Source organism: Neorickettsia helminthoeca str. Oregon (assembly GCF_000632985.1).
Classification (GTDB): domain Bacteria; phylum Pseudomonadota; class Alphaproteobacteria; order Rickettsiales; family Anaplasmataceae; genus Neorickettsia; species Neorickettsia helminthoeca.
The window spans coordinates 241,655-261,953 of the sequence record NZ_CP007481.1 but is presented as its reverse complement, the minus strand read 5'-3'; the positions used below and the strand labels follow the sequence as shown (position 1 = coordinate 261,953).

Annotated in this window: 21 protein-coding genes; 17 read left to right on the top strand and 4 right to left on the bottom strand. The window is 40.9% G+C overall.

What is annotated here, in order from left to right; all coding sequences use genetic code 11:
- Positions 1-146: 146 nt before the first annotated feature.
- The gene (locus NHE_RS01320; RefSeq protein ID WP_156927341.1) at positions 147-947 is read right to left on the bottom strand and encodes a hypothetical protein; all 801 of its coding nucleotides are present in this window, start codon (positions 945-947) and stop codon (positions 147-149) included.
- Positions 948-1,273: 326 nt separating this feature from the next.
- Here NHE_RS01320 and NHE_RS01315 point away from each other — a divergent pair, with 326 nt between their 5' ends.
- The 9 genes from NHE_RS01315 (at position 1,274) to gshA (ending at position 9,838) form a co-directional block, all read left to right on the top strand.
- Positions 1,274-1,951 carry an ABC transporter ATP-binding protein gene (locus tag NHE_RS01315; RefSeq protein WP_038559152.1) on the top strand — a complete coding sequence of 226 codons (678 nt, stop codon included), beginning with the start codon at positions 1,274-1,276 and terminating at the stop codon, positions 1,949-1,951.
- A 68-nt stretch (positions 1,952-2,019) separates the two neighbouring features.
- Positions 2,020-2,331 carry a hypothetical protein gene (locus NHE_RS01310; RefSeq protein ID WP_038559149.1) on the top strand — a complete coding sequence of 104 codons (312 nt, stop codon included), beginning with the start codon at positions 2,020-2,022 and terminating at the stop codon, positions 2,329-2,331.
- Between the two features lie 23 nt (positions 2,332-2,354).
- A complete protein-coding gene (locus NHE_RS01305) occupies positions 2,355-4,586 on the top strand; it encodes an AAA family ATPase (protein ID WP_038559146.1) in 2,232 nt (743 codons plus the stop codon).
- A 103-nt stretch (positions 4,587-4,689) separates the two neighbouring features.
- Positions 4,690-6,558 carry a sigma-70 family RNA polymerase sigma factor gene (locus NHE_RS01300; RefSeq protein ID WP_038559143.1) on the top strand — a complete coding sequence of 623 codons (1,869 nt, stop codon included), beginning with the start codon at positions 4,690-4,692 and terminating at the stop codon, positions 6,556-6,558.
- Between the two features lie 2 nt (positions 6,559-6,560).
- A complete protein-coding gene (locus tag NHE_RS04540) occupies positions 6,561-6,728 on the top strand; it encodes an HIG1 domain-containing protein (RefSeq protein ID WP_084473246.1) in 168 nt (55 codons plus the stop codon).
- A gap of 168 nt (positions 6,729-6,896) precedes the next feature.
- Complete coding sequence (gene grxC, locus NHE_RS01295; RefSeq protein ID WP_038559140.1) at positions 6,897-7,166, top strand: glutaredoxin 3; 270 nt, start codon at positions 6,897-6,899, stop codon at positions 7,164-7,166.
- Positions 7,156-7,947, top strand: coding sequence for an NAD kinase (locus NHE_RS01290; protein WP_232215013.1), 792 nt, complete (start codon positions 7,156-7,158; stop codon positions 7,945-7,947). Before grxC ends, NHE_RS01290 begins: the two co-directional genes overlap by 11 nt.
- The gene (gene coaE / locus NHE_RS01285; protein ID WP_038559137.1) at positions 7,944-8,531 is read left to right on the top strand and encodes a dephospho-CoA kinase; all 588 of its coding nucleotides are present in this window, start codon (positions 7,944-7,946) and stop codon (positions 8,529-8,531) included. The genes NHE_RS01290 and coaE overlap by 4 nt, the downstream gene beginning before the upstream one ends.
- A 137-nt stretch (positions 8,532-8,668) precedes the next feature.
- Positions 8,669-9,838: a glutamate--cysteine ligase gene (gshA, locus tag NHE_RS01280; protein ID WP_038559135.1), complete on the top strand. Its 1,170-nt coding sequence runs from the start codon at positions 8,669-8,671 to the stop codon at positions 9,836-9,838.
- A gap of 10 nt (positions 9,839-9,848) precedes the next feature.
- On the opposite strand, the gene pth is transcribed toward gshA, so the two are convergent.
- From pth to NHE_RS01265, 3 genes are read right to left on the bottom strand one after another with little or no spacing between them, the layout of a single operon-like run.
- The gene (pth, locus tag NHE_RS01275) at positions 9,849-10,436 is read right to left on the bottom strand and encodes an aminoacyl-tRNA hydrolase (protein WP_038559132.1); all 588 of its coding nucleotides are present in this window, start codon (positions 10,434-10,436) and stop codon (positions 9,849-9,851) included.
- An 11-nt stretch (positions 10,437-10,447) separates the two neighbouring features.
- The gene (locus NHE_RS01270; RefSeq protein WP_038559129.1) at positions 10,448-11,035 is read right to left on the bottom strand and encodes a 50S ribosomal protein L25; all 588 of its coding nucleotides are present in this window, start codon (positions 11,033-11,035) and stop codon (positions 10,448-10,450) included.
- A complete protein-coding gene (locus NHE_RS01265) occupies positions 11,025-12,653 on the bottom strand; it encodes an ABC transporter permease (RefSeq protein ID WP_038559126.1) in 1,629 nt (542 codons plus the stop codon). Before NHE_RS01265 ends, NHE_RS01270 begins: the two co-directional genes overlap by 11 nt.
- A gap of 357 nt (positions 12,654-13,010) precedes the next feature.
- Here NHE_RS01265 and NHE_RS01260 point away from each other — a divergent pair, with 357 nt between their 5' ends.
- The 8 genes from NHE_RS01260 (at position 13,011) to NHE_RS01225 (ending at position 20,275) form a co-directional block, all read left to right on the top strand.
- Positions 13,011-14,576: an aminotransferase class V-fold PLP-dependent enzyme gene (locus NHE_RS01260; protein WP_038559123.1), complete on the top strand. Its 1,566-nt coding sequence runs from the start codon at positions 13,011-13,013 to the stop codon at positions 14,574-14,576.
- A gap of 36 nt (positions 14,577-14,612) precedes the next feature.
- A complete protein-coding gene (locus tag NHE_RS01255; protein WP_038559121.1) occupies positions 14,613-15,827 on the top strand; it encodes an IscS subfamily cysteine desulfurase in 1,215 nt (404 codons plus the stop codon).
- 41 nt (positions 15,828-15,868) lie between these two features.
- Positions 15,869-16,291 carry a Fe-S cluster assembly scaffold IscU gene (gene iscU / locus NHE_RS01250; RefSeq protein WP_038560433.1) on the top strand — a complete coding sequence of 141 codons (423 nt, stop codon included), beginning with the start codon at positions 15,869-15,871 and terminating at the stop codon, positions 16,289-16,291.
- 63 nt (positions 16,292-16,354) lie between these two features.
- Positions 16,355-16,714, top strand: a complete 360-nt coding sequence (locus NHE_RS01245) for a HesB/IscA family protein (protein ID WP_038559118.1) — start codon at positions 16,355-16,357, stop codon at positions 16,712-16,714.
- Between the two features lie 14 nt (positions 16,715-16,728).
- Positions 16,729-17,187 carry an iron-sulfur cluster co-chaperone HscB C-terminal domain-containing protein gene (locus tag NHE_RS01240; RefSeq protein WP_038559116.1) on the top strand — a complete coding sequence of 153 codons (459 nt, stop codon included), beginning with the start codon at positions 16,729-16,731 and terminating at the stop codon, positions 17,185-17,187.
- On the top strand, positions 17,168-18,967 hold the full coding sequence (locus tag NHE_RS01235; protein WP_038559114.1) for an Hsp70 family protein: 1,800 nt from the start codon (positions 17,168-17,170) through the stop codon (positions 18,965-18,967). Before NHE_RS01240 ends, NHE_RS01235 begins: the two co-directional genes overlap by 20 nt.
- Before the next feature lie 4 nt (positions 18,968-18,971).
- Positions 18,972-19,307: a ferredoxin family 2Fe-2S iron-sulfur cluster binding protein gene (locus tag NHE_RS01230; RefSeq protein WP_038560430.1), complete on the top strand. Its 336-nt coding sequence runs from the start codon at positions 18,972-18,974 to the stop codon at positions 19,305-19,307.
- A gap of 17 nt (positions 19,308-19,324) precedes the next feature.
- The gene (locus NHE_RS01225; RefSeq protein ID WP_038559112.1) at positions 19,325-20,275 is read left to right on the top strand and encodes a hypothetical protein; all 951 of its coding nucleotides are present in this window, start codon (positions 19,325-19,327) and stop codon (positions 20,273-20,275) included.
- Positions 20,276-20,299: the final 24 nt, after the last annotated feature.

The following is a 20,299-nucleotide window of genomic DNA, read 5'->3' as shown; positions in this document are numbered from 1 at the left end:
ACTTTGGAAGAGATCAGGAGAAATCAAAATACCTTTATTTTCATCGACTCCAACACAGTAAGGGTAGTGAAAGCAAAAAACTGGGCGGCCAAGTCGACTTCATAAAGAAATTCCACCTTTAGCCTTTTACGCATCAGATTATCTTCTCAGATCGTGATCCTACGCATCCTCATGCTAGATGCGTCATTTTTCTCTAGTTCAGGACAAAAAACAATCTGGAGACTTGGAGCGTGCTTTGGTTCATTAGAAGATACACCAGACTCGCCCTCAGCAGTGAGATATTTAGTTGACAAATCTATAAAGTCAGTATCAACAGCGTAATATTCCGCACTGGCATCAACCAGTATAGAATTTACCGTTACAGTGGATTCCATGACGGAACATCTTTTAATACCCTCCATTGGAGGCTGTGCTACGGGATCATGTGCAGAGCTATTGGGATTTAACTTATCCCCAAGAGTGTATACTGGGGTACTAAAACAAATAGGAGCATTAAAATTTGCGGTCGAATGTCCGATAGAAGGATCAGAGTGTACACAACGCACAGGTAAGAAATACTGCCCTTTCTGGGGAAAGCATCCAGGCAAATCATCTGTAAATGACTGACTGGAATCAGATCTCACGGTTATAGGGGAATTCTCTTTAGTATCAAGAGAGAGGTTCTCTGGCAAGATAAGGGTATTGTATAAATCAGAAAAATCATCATCCACGAATTCCTCCGTAGGGAAGCTGAGATCAGTATTAGGGCCTATCTCTTGTGCGCAGAGTACTAACACAGTATCATCGCTACTCTCCTGAGATCCACATTCCGGATGAAAAGAAACCCTTCGGTACTCTAAACGCTTGCGATGCAACATCAAGCCCACCAAACACGACAAGAGGGTCGTGATAAGCACGTAGACAACAAAAACAATAATCGAACTCACTGTCGTGGAATCAATAACCATACAAAACCTCAAACTCTTAAAAAAGACGCAACTGCTCCGAAATAAAGAAGCCCCATAAATAGTGCCGGCGGAACGCAAATCTAGTAGCACATCCTACTTAATTTCACACTCACCTATAAATCAACTGTCTTTTTAATAATACAAAAGAAATTCTACTTATATAATGTATAATTATCAACTCGCGCCGAAGCGATATCATGTCAGTGTTAACATTGCTCTTACTGTCAAGATAATATCATACCAGAGCCAACATTCTCACTTTATTTACACACTCTTGATTTCTAATAATATTCGCAACATCATTGACTACCGAGCTATTCCTGTGAATGACAAAGTTGGTACTAGAATTTGTAAATGTCTCGAAAACCTTTCAGGGCGATGGAGGAAAAAGGATAGTAATCCTAAAGGGTGCTAATCTAAGAATTTTTGAGGGTGAAGTTGTCGCTCTTGTCGGAGCTTCGGGAGTCGGGAAAACTACGACACTCCAGTTGGCCGGACTACTGGATCAACAAGATTCCGGAATAATCAAAATAGACGATACTGAAATCGAATATTTCAATTCCGCGACGGCAATACGTAGAGAAAAAATAGGCTTTATATATCAATTCCACCATCTGTTGGAGGATCTAAGCGTAATACGGAACATTATGCTTCCTCTTCTGATAGCAGGCATACAAAAAAAAATTGCAAAAGCAGAAGCAGAGAAAGTATTAGGTGCCTTGAATCTAGGCGATGTAGCAAACAAGTCCGTAGTGGAGTTGTCTGGTGGACAGAGACAACGTATAGCCGTCGCAAGGGCAATCATAAAAAAACCAAAACTCATAATTGCAGATGAACCGACAGGTAATCTGGATCCGGAAAATGCAGAGAATGTATTCAAATTGATTCTCCGATTTGCAAGACAGAGTAAAGCTGCAGTACTTCTAGCAACACATAATCTATCTTTTCTCGAGGAAGCAGATAGAACCCTTAAGATCTCCAATTACACTTTCAGCATAGTATAGGATTTTTTTTACCTATTTTTCCTAGAATATCCATGTGATTGAGTGCAATATTTCCGGGTTTCGCGTTTATGATAAATAAAAGAAAACAGAGTTGGTGCTTTGAAAGGTCTGACATCGTAGATGTAAGGCCGTCTTTCTACAAGGTATTTATCAGGAAAACTGCAACAGACTTGGATTTCACTGGAATAAAAAAACTAGCAACTGAGATCCTGAAGCTAAAGGTAACCGAAGTAAATAGCTTATACGATTCTCTGGCGCAGCAAAGTGAATGGGTTTTAGGGACATACTCAGCTGATTTAGCGGAGACAATTGTGAAAGATTTAAGTTCTTCTTTCAGGAACTGTGGCCTTGATTTGAGCATCTCTCCAATCGGAGAGTAGTTATCTTTTCCCTATTTCTAACAATGATTTCGCCCAGTTTAGAGAGTACGCTGCAGAATGCACTTGCTTTAGCACACAGCTTTTCGCATTCATATGTGACGCTTGAACATCTTCTTCTAGCTCTTACTGAAGACGAAGAAATCGTTCAGATTGCATCCAATTCCGGGATAAATTTCGGGAAGTTGAGGGACCTACTGCTGCAGTTTCTGAGTACGATTCACTCTCTTAAGTACTTTTCGATGGACTATTCCGATATTAGCAAGATTAAGCCCACACTGGGCTTAAAAAGAGTCATTCAAAGAGCGCAATTCCATGCCAGTATAGCAGAGCTGAATCAGATTACGGGACTACACGTACTTATAGAGATCTTTTGTGAGCAGGATTCGCATGCATTTGCATTTCTCACACAGAGCAACATCACCATGATAGGATTGATGTCGCATTTACCAAAGACGTATAAGAATAAACTTCCTGAGAATGGCGCCACGTGCCACGCAGATATACTTAGAGGTACAGATGCAAGCAGTTTCAAAGAATACTGCACGGACATGAATGAGCTTGCGCTTCAAGGAAAGATAGATAAATTGATCAATCGCGAAAAGGAAATAGAAAGAACAATCGAGATTTTACTACGGAGGACTAAAAACAATCCCATATATGTCGGAGAACCAGGCGTCGGTAAGACAGCTATATTGGAAGGATTGGTTCATGCTATCGTAAATGGCGATGTTCCACATAAACTGAGGAATGCTCGCGTATACTCTCTAAAAATAGGTTCATTACTGGCTGGTACACGCTATAGAGGGGATTTCGAAGAAAGGATTAAGATGGTCATCAATGAAATCGCCAACTGTAAAAACACAATCCTCTTCATAGATGAGATCCATACAATAGTCGGTGCTGGATCCACAAGTAACGGATCCATAGATGCTGGAAATCTGTTGAAACCGTTCCTGACAAAAGGACCTCTACGCTGTATCGGCGCGACGACCTATAAAGAATACTCTGCTCACTTCGAAAAAGATGCAGCACTCAATAGAAGATTCCAGAGGATAGAAATAGAAGAACCATCACTTCAAAACACCCTAAGTATCATTGATGGGGCAAAAGCATACTATGAAGACTTCCATAGGGTCCGCTACACGAAGACATCGCTAAATGAAATAGTGAACTTAGCGCATCGTTATATTCCAGGTAGAGCGTTTCCGGATAAAGCTATCGACTTGATGGATGATTTAGGAGCTTCATATAACGCAGATTCATCAAAGGTAAACAAAAGACGAGATAGAAAGATAGATGTAAAATATGTCAGAGAGACATTGGCAAAACGCTTTAATATTCCTATCGCGCAACTTAACTGCGCTGTCGAGGATATGCTCAAGTCCCTGGAAAAAAATCTCAAGGAAGTAATCTATGATCAAGATGAAATCATAGAACGATTAGTGCATTCACTGAGACCCGGCCTACTCGGCTTGAAAGGCGAAAAACCTATCGGAACCTACCTTTTCGGAGGTGAAACAGGTATCGGAAAAACGGAATTAGCGAAACAAATCGCAAAAAATCTGTGTATGCAGTTCGTCAGGATTGATATGTCGGAATATATGGAAAGTCATTCCGTCTCCAGATTGCTGGGCGCACCTCCAGGGTATGTGGGTCATGACAAAGGTGGTTTCCTGGTCGAAGCATTATTCAAGCATGGGAACACCTTAATACTGTTCGACGAAATCGAGAAGGCCCACAAAGATATACAAAATATACTTCTCCAAATCATGGATTATGGATGTATCACAGACAGCACGGGACGAAAAAGTAAGTTCCAAAATTGCATAGTGATATGTACGACAAATGTCGGCTCAAGTTTCATCGAAAGTAATCACTTAGGATTCAGCAAAGACTGCGTCAAAATTGATAGAGAAGATCAGTTCGCTAAGTTTTTCACTAAAGAACTGCTAAACAGATTGGATCTAGCACTAGTATTCAATCGACTCGATAAAAATAGTTTGGAAAAAATAATAAATAAGTCTATAATCGAGATGCGTCTACTTCTTGAAGGCAAGGGAATCAAATTGAAATTTGCAGAGGATGTTGTGAAGCATCTAACTGGAAGTCATGCATCCGGAAAAATAAATGCTAGAAGTGTAGAAAAGAAAGTCAAGGATGATATAATGCAGGCAATCTCAAGTAAAATGTTGCGGTCCAAGCCTAATGAGATAGTGTTGGTCGTCAGAAGTGGATGCATAAGTTGTGCCAATTGAGTATTATCTCGTAATTCGTCCTAACTTCTCCAGGTGACAGTAGTGGTTTTCGGGAAAAGTCTCAGTGTTTGGTCCCTAGAGGTAGAGTGGTTATATTATAGTTATGGCAGAAGGTTATAGTTCTAAGTTTCATCAGATTGTTAAAGCTCTAATTACTAAGGGGCTGAAAAAGGGATTTGTCACCTACGGGGAACTGAGTAATTCGTTTTCGGATGAAGATTTCGAAAACTTGAATTGCATAGAAGAAGCGATCAGTAAACTCGAGGAATCTGGAATTGATATCCTAGAAAAGGATGAGGAAGATGAATTAACGGATGGGGTTAAAGAAGAAGAGGAAGAAGAAGAGGACGAAGCTGCAGGAATATTAGGTCATACAGATGATCCGGTCAGACTATACCTGCGCGAGATGAGCTATGTAAAGCTCCTGTCCAGAGAAGATGAAGTAGAGATCGCAAAGACAATCCTAGCAGAAAAATCAGAATCCCTATCCGGAATGTTGCTTTTCCCATCAGCGATCAGGGAGATAATGGAGTTAGGTAACAGACTCGAAGAAAAAAGTGTTTCACTACGGGAAGTAATAGAATCCGACTCCGGACTGAAAAGTGAACTGACGGAAGATGCTGAACGAGGAAGTGATGAACTCTTCGACAGTGCGGATGGAAAATTAGATGAAGCAAATCAGATGTCCGATGAGGAACTCATGAAAAGAGTGTTCGAGATCTTCGAGCATCTGAGAACAACTATCCAGTCTGCCCTAGAGAGAATAAAGGATAAACAGGTAGTACAGATTTCCAACAAAGATATCGTACTAGACGCGGAATATGAGAATCTGCATTCACTTCTTGTGAGTAGTTTGAGTCAAATGAAACTCAATCCAAAGGTTCTTTCCGGATTGTTCGCGACACTGCAGGCAAAACATGATCTCATCCTTGATCGGGAAAAGAAACTCTTGACCTATCTCTCTGAACACGGCGTTGACCGTAGTAAGATAGTTAAAGAGAAACTCCTCATATTAGATCAGGGCGTCCTGCGCTCTCTTTTAACAAAATATGCGATCAGTGATCCCAATTTTTCAGTAGAGGAATTCCTCAAACCTGTGTGGGAAATAGAATCTGCAGAAGGAATGGATTATGATACTATTAAATTCCTAATCAGAAAGATTACCACTCACTTCGATAATGCAAATGTCGCGAAGCATCGGATGGTCGAAGCCAATCTCAGACTAGTTATCTCAATTGCAAAGAAGTATACAAATAGGGGAATGCCATTCCCTGACCTCATACAGGAGGGAAATATCGGATTAATGAAAGCAGTAGATAAATTCGATCATAGAAGAGGACATAAATTTTCGACATACGCTACTTGGTGGTGTAGGCAAGCGATCACTCGCGCGATAGCAGACTGTGGAAGTATCGTGAGGAAGCCTGTACACATCCACGAAACAGCAAACAAAGTAATGCGTACAAGGAGAAAGTTATATAACCTAAATGGAAGGGAGCCAACAGTGGAAGAAATTGCATCCTTGCTTGGAATCTCAGTAGATAAAGTCAAGAAATCGCTGAAAGTAAATCAGGACCCTGTAAGTCTAGAATCACCTGTGGGAGATGATAATAATAGCGGCTCTTTTGGGGACTTTATAGAAGACAAAAACGCCATCAATCAAGTGGATGTAGTGTTGTCTAAGAATCTCCGCAAGGTTTTAGATGAAGCACTTTCTATGCTTTCTCCCAGGGAAGAAAAGATTCTTAGATATAGGTTCGGCCTGTGCAACACGGTACACAGTCCAGAAGATGAACATTATCTAAAATCTCTCAAGATCGATCTAAATAAGGGTACCAACCTCACATTAGAGCAGGTGGGAATACTCTACAATGTCACCAGGGAACGTATCAGACAAATTGAATCTAAATCATTACGGAAAATGAGAAGTCCGAGTCGATCTATAAAGCTGAGAACTTTCCTTAAATACTGATAGTGTTTCAGTTACTTTTCCTGATCGCAGCGACTTTTTTCGTGTTGATTGCGGGAGTGTTAAGTATGCTCTCCCTGGATAGGAATTACGGCAATAAGCTGATGATCCTAAGAGTATTTCTACAGTTTGTCTCTGTAGCTCTGCTGTTGTTTTTGATTCTCTGCAGGTGATTTTCCCCGATGTATATCAACGCGTCACCTCGGACTCTGTACGGGCCCTATCCAGACCAGCTATTAGCTCGATCGGCAACAAAGCGGAAATACAAAGGCCTCCATGAAGGTTGATATTTCTTCCGATCTAAGATTAGATATCCTGGATTACTTACTAATAGAAGTACTATGAGCCATAGAGTGATTGTATATGCAACAAAGACCTGTCCATACTGCGAAAAAGCCAAATCTTTACTCGATAGGAAGAAAGTTGGATATACTGTGATAGACATCAGCGATAATCCGACTCTTGCGCTTGAAATGACTCAAAAATCTGGAGGAAGGAGAACTGTTCCTCAGATCTTCATAGACGGAAAGTGCATAGGTGGCTTTGATGATCTAAATCGCTTAAATGATAGCGCTCAGCTTGACAAGATTCTCACAGGCAATGCGGAATAAAAATAGATTGGAAAAAATGGTTTATTCTTCCTCAGGGGCGGAAAAGGCGCGATCGGTTGGATCCGTACTTGAGGAGCGTTACGGGATAAAAAAGATAGATAGATATGCAGATATCGAAGCTTCTCTGATACTTGCACTGGGCGGTGACGGATTCATGCTCGACACACTGCGTCGCAGGATGGGGAACAACATTCCGGTATATGGAATAAATTGTGGTAATGTAGGCTTCCTGTTGAATGAGTTCCACTCTGATCAGCTCTTAGCGGATATAGAGAGTGCTGAAGAGTACAACCTCAACATATTAAAAGCTGAACTCTCCAATGAGAACGGCACCATATCAGGTACTGCGATTAATGATTTCTATATTCTAAGAAATCATGGGAAGGCTTCGAAGCTCAGGATATCCGTGGATGACGAGTTATTAATAGAAAATTTTGTCGGTGATGGTGTGATAGTCTCAACTGCAGTCGGAAGTACAGCATATAACGCTGCGGCAGGCGGGCCAATTCTGGCTTTGGATTCAAACTGCATTACTTTAACAACTATAAATGCTTTCATACCGAAACAATGTAGAAGTATTGTGCTACTAGACAGTAGCATTATAGAAATAGATGTACTTTATCCAGATAGACGTCCAGTCATGGCAGCATTGGATGCCCAAGTTTTCACAAATATAAAAAAAGCAAGAATATCGATAGATCGCAAGAACAGTGTTATAGCCCTATTCAGGAAAGATAATTCACTACGCAAGAAAATCCTGAAAGCCCAGTTCCAGCAATGAGAATAATAGGTGTGACAGGCAACATTGCTTCTGGAAAAACATACTTTTCATCAATTTTGAGACGCACTTTCCGCTGCAAGATCTTTGATGCTGACAAAGTTGTTCATGCGCTCTATCAGAATGACATATCTGTAACTCGGGCAATTAACGATGCGATAAGTACTGGGATCAGAGAGAGTAGCATCGATAGAAAAAGACTCCTCGCTGCCATTATAAGACAGCCATCTCTATTACAAAAAATCGAAGAGATTGTGCATCCCAATGTAAAAGCAAAGCTGACCTCATTTATAAAGCTCTGCAAAAGAGACAATACACGTATCATAGTCTTAGATATTCCACTTCTCTTCGAAATTGCCGCGGATAAAATCTGCGATACGATCATTATTTTACAATCGAGTAAGATTACGAACGTCCACCGACTAAGAAAAAGGTACAACGATGTCCAACATATCAAGCCATTACACAGAAGAAAATTCATACTACCCAGGGAAGCACAAAAAAAGATTCGGTTGGTTCCATCCGGAGCCGATAAGAGAGAGCTATTTAAGTATGTTTACTCTAGCATAGCAAGGAATCCGCTCTAGGTATCACTGCTGATCGCATAGCGCAGGATAAATGCTTTCACCTAGATTTGCCTCAGCGTTATTGATACAATTTGTTCGCTTCCCTTCCATTATTCTGTAAAATGGAACACTAAGAGTGTTCGGATATAATGTCTTAAATGAATACACACTTCTCAGCTTTTCTTAGATACTCCGAGGAAATAGCACGGTGGTGCCAGAGTAAATGTACGAGAAGTTTATTTTACCTATCCGCAGATATCAGAAATGCAGGTTTCAAAGTCGCCCCCGTAGATGTGAATATGTTTCCCGCTGGTTTCCATATAATCAGCGAAGAAAGTCAAATGCGAGCAGCTCATTTGATCGCTAAGCATTATACTAATAAAATCATTCTCTTAATCACAGAGAGTCACACGAGAAATTCGCAATATCTCAGTAACGTACTAGCCCTGAAAAAAATACTCGAAATAGCTGGAAACAAGCTCATCTTAGGTAATCTCGCGAACCAGAGAATAGAGAAACTAGAAATGACTAAGTTTCATAGAAGCGGAAACCATATAGTAATCGAAGATAATGTGATTCCAGATCTAGTTATTCTGAATAATGATATGATCTCGGAAGATCCAGAAACACTTTCGAATATCATACAACCTTGTATCCCCTCACCACTGCTAGGCTGGTACAGAAGAACAAAAAGTCACTACTTCTCGCACTACCAGAAGGTTGTAGAGGAATTTTCCAAAGCATTCGATATCGACCCATGGCTTCTGCATCCATATTCCAAGGAGTGTAATAACATCGATTTCACTGTGCAAGCAACTTTCTCAAAACTCGCGGATACAGTAGATGAAATAATAGAAAAAGTACAAAAAAAATATGAACAATATAAGATAAAATCCGAACCCTTCGTCTTTATCAAGGCAAATAGTGGAAGCTATGGGATAGGAATTTCAACCGCAACCAACAGCAAAGATGTCCTGAACATGAATAAGAAAAACCGCAATAAACTGAAAACAACAAAAGGAAGTACCTCAGTCACGAATATAATCGTACAGGAAGGAATAGAGACTATTGAATCATATAACAGTCATCCTTCTGAAGTGCTTATGTATTCGGTACTGGGGGAGCAAATTGCTTTTATACAGCGCTACAATGACAGACACAACAGACGAGAAAATCTCAATAGCGCTGGAATGCTCTTCGCGGAATGCACAAAGAACTATCAAAGCAATAAGGTGTTACCGATTATAAGTAACCTCGCAATTATCGCAGCAGAAAAAGAATCGCAGGAACTCATGAGGATGAACGCTCTTGAGGTCTCAAGCTTATGAATGCAATTCATTAAATAGTATTAAGTACAGACATGTAGTCCATCAAAAAAGTGGACTTTTGTCGCTCGATATCTGAGAGCAGTAGTATAATATTCTTTGCAATGAATTCAAACACTTTATTCAGATGCCCTATCTCACACTCAGTAAAAGAAGATAAAACATACTTAGCTAAATTGCTATTCTCTTCCTTACCAACACCGAAACGAAACCTCCAGTAATCACGTCCCAGATTTGAATCTATCGATTTCAATCCATTATGGCCACCGGAACTACCACCTTTTTTTATTTTTATTCTGCCAAAACCCAGATCCGCATCATCATGGAAGACCAAAACATTACAGGGATGCACTTTATAGAAATTGACAAGCCGGGCGAGCGGAAAACCTGAATTATTCATAAAAGTCATTGGCTTGAAGAGATATAATTTTATGGATGAGGTAACCCCGAAACAAAGGAATCCTGAAAAATTGCTAACAAAATCAGGGAAAGATAAGCTATTTCTGAGGTAGTCGACAAGCATGAAGCCGAGATTGTGTCTAGATGATGAATGATCACGACCAGGATTTCCCAAGCCACACAGCACAAATACTTGAGACACCGGAACTCTATCTATGCCCCGGCAGTAGACGCAGCACCACCCTTCGCTTTTTTACCTACGATTGTAGCAACTACAGAATCGGCATCCTTTGCGATAGGCGTCACTCCATCCGCGAACATAAGATCAGAAAGCTTGATCGAATCACCAACCTTAGAATGCTCAATGTCGACGGGTATACTTTTCGGTAGATTTGAAGAGGAGCATTTAACTAGAGCTGTCCTTCTCACGATGTTCAATACGGCTCCGAGTTTTATTGCCTCAGACTTCTCTTTGTTTATGAAGTTGAGAGGCACCTCAAACTTCGAAACATTGTCGCTAGCAAACACAAAATCCAAGTGCAGCACAGCAGAAGTAACCGGATGGAGCTCATATGCCTTTGGAATGACCTTATGCACAACATCACCGCATGACAACTCCACGACAGTCTTACTCATCAAGCTCGAAATCTTCTTATCCACTTCGCGGACAGACAAAGCGATACTGATAGTCTCAGCACCACCACCATAAACAACAGCTGGAACGAAACCCGACTCCCTTAAGATTCTTGTATTACGGCAACCAAACGCAACCCTAGGTGAGTACTCTATCCTAACACTCATTCTTACTCAGACAAACATCGCAGAGACAACCAATTCTAGCCCCTTTTTTCCGATTGTGCAAACCTCTGCTGTACATACTCTTTATTAGGAACAGTATCACAGCAAGACAAATCGCAGTCATAATTAAAGCAGGTACTGCAGCATCGTTATACCTCTCATCTACGACGAGTTCATAGACCCTAATGGACATCGTCTCGAAATTGAAAGGTCTAACCAGTAGAGTAGCAGGAAGCTCTTTAAGGGTATCAAGGAAGATTAGTATAACACCACTGACCAAGTATCGTATCAGCATTGGCGAGTATACTTGGATTGCGTCCAGGAAACTATTTTTACCAACGAGTCTCATAGTCCATGAGATTTCAGAGGGTATCTTTTCTATTCCTGACTGTATACTGTTGCAACCCAAGGCGAGAAAACGAAAAATGTACGAATACATCAATGCAGTGAAAGTCCCAGCGGTGAGAATCTGAAAGCCGGAGAATGTAAAATACGAAAGTATCGAAGAACTACTTGTAAAGAAGTTTATTATTCCCATTCCCACTACCAGACCGGGAATCGAATATCCGAGATTAGACATCTGAAAAAGTGCAGCTCCTATCTTCTTTTTCCTTTTCATGTAGACAAAGAAGAAGGCTATCAGTATGGTCAAGAAGGATGCGAATAAAGCAATTTGAACACTTCCAATAATCAGGGAAAATAATTGATAATCTGGTGTTGCGTTCAGCGTCATGGATATCAGTGAGAAAATAGGAAAGCCAATACCAAAAAGCGGCAGAAGTGATAATACAATGGTTACGGTCATGCCCTTGAGAGGCGTCAGTGACCAACACGGATTAATGTCATAGTTTACCACTCCGTTCCCATAGAACGCATTCTGCCTCGACGTTTTCTCAAGGAAGATCATCAGTGCAACGAAGGTCAGCAAAAATAGAATTAATCTCGAAGCACCTATCACATCATTGAGCAAGAACCATTTTCGATATATGCCGGTTACGACGGTCTGCAAACCAAAAAACTGCATTATCCCGAAATCAGAGATGACTTCCATCAAAACCAGAGTAAGACCCCCAACGATAGCCGGTCTAGCTACTGGAATTACGACTTCTAGCATCGTTGCGAGGAAGGATTTACCACAACTTCTGGAGATGGCTACAAAATTGCCAGCAGAAGTAATTCTGGCAAGGGAAAACATATACACATATGGATAGAAAGCAACGCTCATCACGAAGATTGCGCCGTACAGAGACTGTATCCTGAACAAATGTTTGAATCCGAAAACCTCTCTGAAGAAAAGCGAAAAATCTGAAGAAAAATCAAAAAACTGAACGTACGAAAGAGCAGTAATATAACCAGGAACCGCAAGAGGGAGAAACAGAAGCACCCTCAGAAGTCCGCGCCCAGGAAATCTGAGGAAAGTGACGGCACAAGCAGCTCCGACACCAAATACGAATGTCAAGAAGCCCACCCCAGAGAGTATTATCAACGTATTGAGGACATACTCCCCCAACAGCCAATTGAACACTCCACCGGGCTCATAGGAATTGAAGGAAGGCAAGATCAGAGAGAGCGTCGGGGCGAAAAATAAGAAAATGAGTCCATTGCAAACTAACTTTTGCATTAAGCGCCTTTTCACCATCTACTTGGAAATGATAAGCAATAAGAATCGCGTATTCAATAGAATCCCTACTCCAGATACTTTTAGCATCATCTTGTAGTTGGTTGCGACGTTTCAGCTATTATAAGGCTTCCTGGGAACAGGAAATCACATTTTCCAAATCTGATCGTAACGTCCGGATGAAGTAGCAGAACACCGAGTTTCTACTAGTAGCATTGTACTCCTGTTCTGCCTGCAGGAAGAGGAAAAAAGATAATGCCCTAGTTTTTAAAAGAGAATTTATCAAAGAATACTACTCGGAAGGTGAAAAAAGTTGCTACAATGGATGAGGCTTCCGTGTATCAGGTAATATAAAGAATCATGCTTACGGCAAAAGCAAGATATGCAATTATGGCATCTGTCGATATAGCAATGCATGCTGTATCAGGAAAATACATCAAAACTTCGGAGATTGCATCTAGACAGAACATATCGGAGAAATTTCTCGAACTAATACTACCATCGTTAAGAAAGCAAGGAATATTAGAATCTCTACTCGGGCCCGGCGGGGGTTACAAGTTAGCAAAAGATCCAGATACGATTTTTTTGATGCAAATAATCAAGGCTGTAACTGATAACGCAAAAATTACTCGATGCGATGGCTATGGTCATCAAAGCTGCACGAATGGCGATAAGAAATGCTATACACACAATCTGTGGTCCATACTCGAAAGAAAATTCAATAACTTCTTCGAATCCATAACGATCCAGGATATCATCTCCAATGATGTTCTTAGAAAAGAAGTCCCTAGTTTGGCTGTTGCTAATGAGAAGCCACAGGAAATCATCATCTACATGGATAATAATGCAACAACCACACCGCTTAGGTATGCAGTGGAAAAGGCCTATTCCATTATCAGGACAGCATATAATCCATCTTCTATTCACAGGCAGGGCCAGGTCGCACGAGAGAGAGTAGAAGAATCCAGGAGAGCAATAAAAAAACATCTAAACCTCAATGAGGAATATGATTTGGTATTCACCTCATCTGGGACGGAGGCAAATAATATGGTCTTCCACAGTATGGGCAACTATAGGCATGTAGTCTGCAGCACAGATCATAGTTCAGTACTGAGAGCCGCAAGAAATCCAATAAAAGTAGATGTAGATAAAAATGGCATTATAAAACTGGATCATTTGGAAAGAATTCTAGAGGAAGCACCTGGTAAAACACTTATTTCTGTATCACTTGCTAACAGCGAGACCGGAATAATACAGCCATTAGATCTGCTCCTGGATATAGCGAAAAAGCATGAAGCACTTGTGCACACTGATGCGGTACAAGCGGTATCGAGAATTCATTGTCGATTTAACGAGACGCAACCAGATTTTATAACACTTTCATCTCATAAGATGGGAGGCATCATTGGAGCTGGGGCACTAGTCTATAAAAAATCACGATTCGCGGAACTAACGGCACTCATCCTGGGAGGCAATCAGGAGAAAGGTCTACGCTCGGGAACGGAGAACATTGCAGCGATCTCAGCATTTGGTGTAGCAGCCACCTTTATTAATGCCTCCATAAAGAGTATGAAGAATATAAGATTCTTGAGAGATCACATGGAGTCTGAAATATTGTCTAGAATGAAGTCAGCTGTCGTGGTAGGCAAGGAAAGCGAAAGACTCCCAAATACCAGTTGTATCATCATACCGGAAATCGATGGTGCAACACAATTAATGCACTTCGATATACATGGAGTATGCGTCAGTAATGGCTCAGCTTGCTCGTCCGGACAAACAGAGGCTTCTCATGTCCTGCTCGCTATGGGCTTTGATCACAAAATGGCCAAATCAGCAATTAGGATCAGTCTAGGAATCTCAAACACAGAAGAAGATGTGAATAAACTTGTATCCATATGGGAAATATTGTACAATTCAGCTGTCTAAGTTGACTATGACATAGTTTCAATTAGGGAAACAAAAATGGATTTGCCGGTATTCTTTGACAACCAGTCCACGACAAGAACTGATCCTGCAGTTCTAAAGGAGATGATTAAGTTCTTCGAAGCACCTTGTAACCCGCATTCAAGGACACATATATACGGGTGGCAAGCCGAAGCAGCAGTCGAGAATGCGCGGGAAAAGGTAGCACAGCTGATAAATGCCTCTCCTAAGGACATTGTTTTTACCTCCGGCGCAACAGAATCGAATAACTTAGCAATCAAGGGTGCAGTGACTTTTTACCATTCAGACAAGAAAAATCACGTGATCACCGTAGCCACCGAACACAAATGTGTACTCGATAGTTGTAGGCATCTAGAGGAAATCGGTATTAAAGTGACTTACCTACCTGTACAGAAAAATGGAATCGTTGATCTAGATGTCCTTAGGGAATCAATTAAGGATTCAACTATCATGGTATCCATAATGGCTGCAAACAATGAAATAGGTGTAATACAGCCTATCAAGGAGATCGGACAGATATGTAAAGAAGCATCTGTTATTTTTCACACGGATGCCGCTCAAGCATTTGGGAAAATTCCACTGGATGTAGAGGAGATGAATATCTCATTAATGAGTATCTCCGGTCACAAAATATATGGCCCAATGGGAGTCGGAGCGCTCTACATACGCAGAAAAAATCCAAGAATAAGATTAACTCCAGTATTCAATGGTGGGGGCCAGGAGAGAGGTATGCGTTCCGGGACTGTCCCTACACCACTGGTCGCTGGACTAGGAAAGGCAGCGGAAATTGCTGCGCAAAACATGCAGGAGGAATATAATCGGATAAAATATCTGTCAACAAAGCTGTACGGGATAATCAAGGCAGGAATACCCGATATAGTACTAAATGGTGATCCAGAACAAAGATTACCGGGCAATCTGAATATAAGTTTCCCCTATGTGGAGGGGGAATCAATAATAATGGCCATTACTGATATATCAGTGAGTTCCGGTTCTGCTTGTACATCGGCCTCTCTGGAGCCCTCTTACGTACTCAGAGCCCTTGGTGTTGGAGATGATCTTGCACACTCCTCGATAAGATTCTCAATTGGCAGATACAATACTGAAGAGGAGATAGAAATGGCAGGTAAGCTGGTTGTAGAGAAGATCAATCGTCTGCGCGAAATGAGTCCGCTCTGGGAAATGGCGCAAGAGGGAATAGATTTAAATTCAATAAAATGGGATGTCCACTAAAACGAAAAATGATGATATTTATTTAACTTATGGAGATATTTATGACATATAGCGAATCCGTACTAGATCACTACAATAACCCGAGAAATGTCGGCGCTCTAGATAAAAAAAAGAAAAATGTCGGCACTGGAGTAGTCGGTGCTCCAGCCTGTGGAGACGTAATGAAACTACAAATCGAAGTCAATGATGAGGGTTGTATTGTCGATGCAAAATTCAAGACTTTTGGTTGTGGTTCTGCGATAGCATCGAGCTCATTGGCAACGGAATACATAATCGGCAAAACACTGGAGGACGCAGAAAAAATAAAGAATACTGAAATCGCTTCTGAACTCAACCTACCTCCTATCAAGATGCACTGCTCGATGCTCGCAGAAGATGCAATAAAAGCAGCAATCAGGGACTTCAAGGAAAAACAGGGCTATAATGCACTCGAGGATGGTAATCCTGAAAAGGAGAGTAACTGAATAATCAATTTGTGCGTCAACCGCAATTAGTAATAGGATGATCGTGTACTGATTCAGGTCAATGTGAAAAAACAACCAATTACCGTCAGTGCCTTAGCCTTGGAAAAACTCAGCGAGCTTATCGAAAACAGGAGGAATACAGGCAAGTCCACACTTGGGATAAAAGTAGCCCTAGTCTCCAAGGGCTGCGGGGGCAACGAATATGAAATGGAATACGTTGATGAACCTCAGAAATATGATGAAGTCGTGGAATATGTAGATAAATCTGGTGCCACGATAATGATATTCATCGATCCTAAGACGATGTTTAAGATACTAGGTACTTACATAGATTATGAGGAGACAAAATTCAAAAGTGGGTTCGTTTTCAAAAATCCAGGAGAGAAAGCTAGATGTGGATGTGGTAAAAGTTTCTATTACTGAGTGACCTACAAACAATGGAAAATAGAAAGGAAAATTATTTCGAAATTCTGGGCTTGAAACAGAGATTTAAGCTGAGTCCCGGTGAACTGGAAAATGAATACCTTAGACTCCAAAAAAAACTCAGAGAGGATGATCAGAGCGACAATAAAATATCGCAGATTAATAAGGCATACTTTTTCCTAAAGGATCCTGTAAATAGGGCTCAGCATCTGCTGGAATTAGGAGGGTTCAGGAGTTTCACAAATGGCGCTCCTATGGAACTTCTATCTAAAATCATCGAGCTGGAGGAAAAGCTTGCAGAGAAGGAATCTCCTGAGACCGTCACGGCAGTCGAGGAGATGTATAAAGTACACTTGGAACTCATGGAAACTGCCTTCGAAAAGGAAGAATACGGAATCGCAGACTCGCACCGTGTAGCACTGAAATATATTACAAAACTAAGGAATAGAATTCATGCAACTCACAACAGTTAAGGAACCAAAAAAAACTTGTACAGAAATAATTGTGGGAATAGATTTCGGTACAACCAACTCCCTCATAAGCGTGTTCCAAGATGAAAAGTGTGTAGTCATACCGCAAGAATCTGGGAAAAATTTCCTCCCCTCTCTGATTGCAGTGCAGGATAAGAACATCATCGTCGGAAAAGAGGCAAAAAAATATAAGAATTACATCCCTTCAATCAAGAGGATAATAGCAACGAAGGAAAACCTCGTGATACCCAATGCATGTACCATCAATACTCAGACACAGGACCCTCAGAGCAACTATGCACTCACTATAGGATATGCATCAAAGATCTTTTCCAGCCTAAAAAAAAGTGCAGAGAAATATCTGGGACACGCTGTAAGAAATGCTGTAGTCACAGTACCAGCGTACTTTGATAACACCTCACGTAGCGCAATAAAGGATGCAGCAACAATTTCTGGCCTGAATGTAATACGTCTGTTGAGTGAACCGACGGCTGCGGCCTTGTTCTACGGAATCGATGAAAAAAGAGAAGAGGGTAAATACGTAGTTTATGATCTCGGAGGAGGAACTTTCGATATTTCGATTTTGGAGTTTCACAGGGGCATATTCAAAGTCTCCTGCAGCGACGGCGATGATCATCTAGGTGGCGATGATTTCGATCTGAGATTGATGGAACACCTAATTCAGAAACATGAGCTACATCTCTCAGGGGAAGAGAAAGTGCATTTTCTGGATTTCTGCAAAGAAATCAAAGAGGAATTAGCGCACGAAGATAGAATAGTGCGATACTTCAGTTATCAGGAGAATGATGCTTGCATTGATGTCACATTGGAAGATTTCGAAAAAACAATAGAGAAAGATATAGATAGGACAATCGCCATCTTAAAGCGCGCCCTTAGATCAAGTGATATTCCAGTCGCTGAGGTGGATGGTGTACTGCTAGTTGGAGGCTCCACTAAAATAGGTCTAATTCACAGAAAGATATCAGAGTTGTTTGGGAAGGAAAAAATCATATCTGGAATTAATCCAGAGACAATCGTGGTAATGGGCGCAGCGCTCTTTGGGAGTTTCTTGAATGGCAGAAACCCTGAGAAAATAGTGCTACTGGATGTGTTACCACTATCCCTGGGCATAGAAACACTAGATGGAACAATTGAAAGAATAATCATGAAGGATAGCCCTATTCCTATAAGGCAATCGCAAGTACTTACAAATGCAGTCGATGGACAAACTTCGTTTAAGATACATGTCCTACAGGGGGAAAGAGAACTCGCAAAAGATAACAGATCACTCGCCGAATTCACACTGAACGAACTACCATCACTGCCTGCAGGTAAAGCAAGAATTGAGGTGACATTCAGCATAGATGAGGATGGCATATTGAAAGTCAGCGCAAAAGAACTCATCACTGGAAAAATACAAGAAATTGAAGTGAATCCTCACTACGGTTTAAATAGAGATATCGCAGATCAAATGATCAGAGACTCATTCGCAAACCTGGAAGAGGATGTGGCTCAAAGATCCGTCATAGAAGCACAATGTCATGCAGATAGGGTCTTGAAAGTTGTAAGGAGAGCTATAAAGGAAAATGGAAACCTACTTATCGGGAATGAAGCTGAGAAAATCGCTGAATACACCAAAACAGTGGAAGCAAGTATGGAAAAGTGTGATAGCATTAAAATCAGAGAAAGCACAGAAGAATTAGAAAAGATTGTAGATCCCTTTCTAAAAAGAAGGTTGAGTTTTTTATTCAGAGAAATGAATTTGGATCTTAATAGTGAGTAATAGCGTGTCAAAGAATTTAAATATAACTTTCATCTCGCCAGATGGTGTGGAGCATCACTGCTTTGCTCAGGAGGGGGAAACTATCCTCACTGTAGCACACAGGAATAATATAGATCTGGAGGGAGCATGCGAAGGCTCCTTGGCCTGCTCTACCTGCCACGTAATAGTCGATGCGGAATGGTTCGAAAAATTAGAACCAATCTCTGGAGAAGAAGATGATATGCTCGATCTTGCATTTGGTTTGGCATCTACGTCGCGTCTTGGCTGCCAAATAACAATGAACGAAAGTATAGATGGAATCAAAGTTAGATTGCCAAGTGCAACAAGAAATATAAAGTAACTTGATGAAGTCCAGCCATGAATAGAACTAATTTTTTCTTGTATAGTCTACTGCTTATTGTTTTCCTTGCCTCAGGTTTTGTTGGATATTGGTTTTATTCAACGCAGTCTCTTAAATCGCAGATCCTTCGTAGCATAAATGAATCCGCGACACTCAGATACTCAGACTATAAGCTTGCAGGACTATTAGAAGGAAAGTCTCTAGTTACTTTCTCTACACCAACGTTCGAGATTAGAACATCTTCTGGAACCATCTCTGTCACTTTCGATAGCCTAACATTCAATAGAAAACTCTACGGTAACGAACTCATAGTGGAAAATCCAAACTCCTCTGTTACATGGATATTCAAGAATAACAAGTTCAACTGCCAAAACCTCAGACATGCTGTGATAACTCAGAACTCCGAAAATACAGCGACTAATGTTTTTTCGATTCTACAGAAAGGAGTTGAATGTCATACGCAAGCTAATCAGGTAGAGGACGTTGCACTGTTGTTCGATCTTGATTTAAGAGTTGAGCGCGTCACAGATCATGGAGAAAAAACAACGAAATTTCTCATAAAAGTCGATGAGAGTATGAGAAAGATCAATGTTGACCTATCAATGGGGAGTAAGAATGTCCTCGACCCTGTCTACCTCGTAAATCTACGGGAGGTCAGCATTGTCACACCAGAATATAGTTGCAACCTCAATGGTGCAATTAGTCTATCCACTGGTCGCAGAAGCATGATAGATGGAAAAATATGCTTAGTTGCGAAAAATTCCGCTGCTTTCTTCTCTAAGCTGGAAGAGAATTTGAATAATAGCAAAGATCCCCATGGATCTCCCGAGGTAAGGAAAATTCTAGCTATACTGCAATTCTTTGATGAGCCCACCTCTAATACTCTAGACATGTGTGTCCAGGAAGATGATGGAAATATACTGCTCATAAATAAAAAAAGACAAAAACTTTTATCCGAATTGCTCTGAATGAGATCCTTTTATGACGATAAT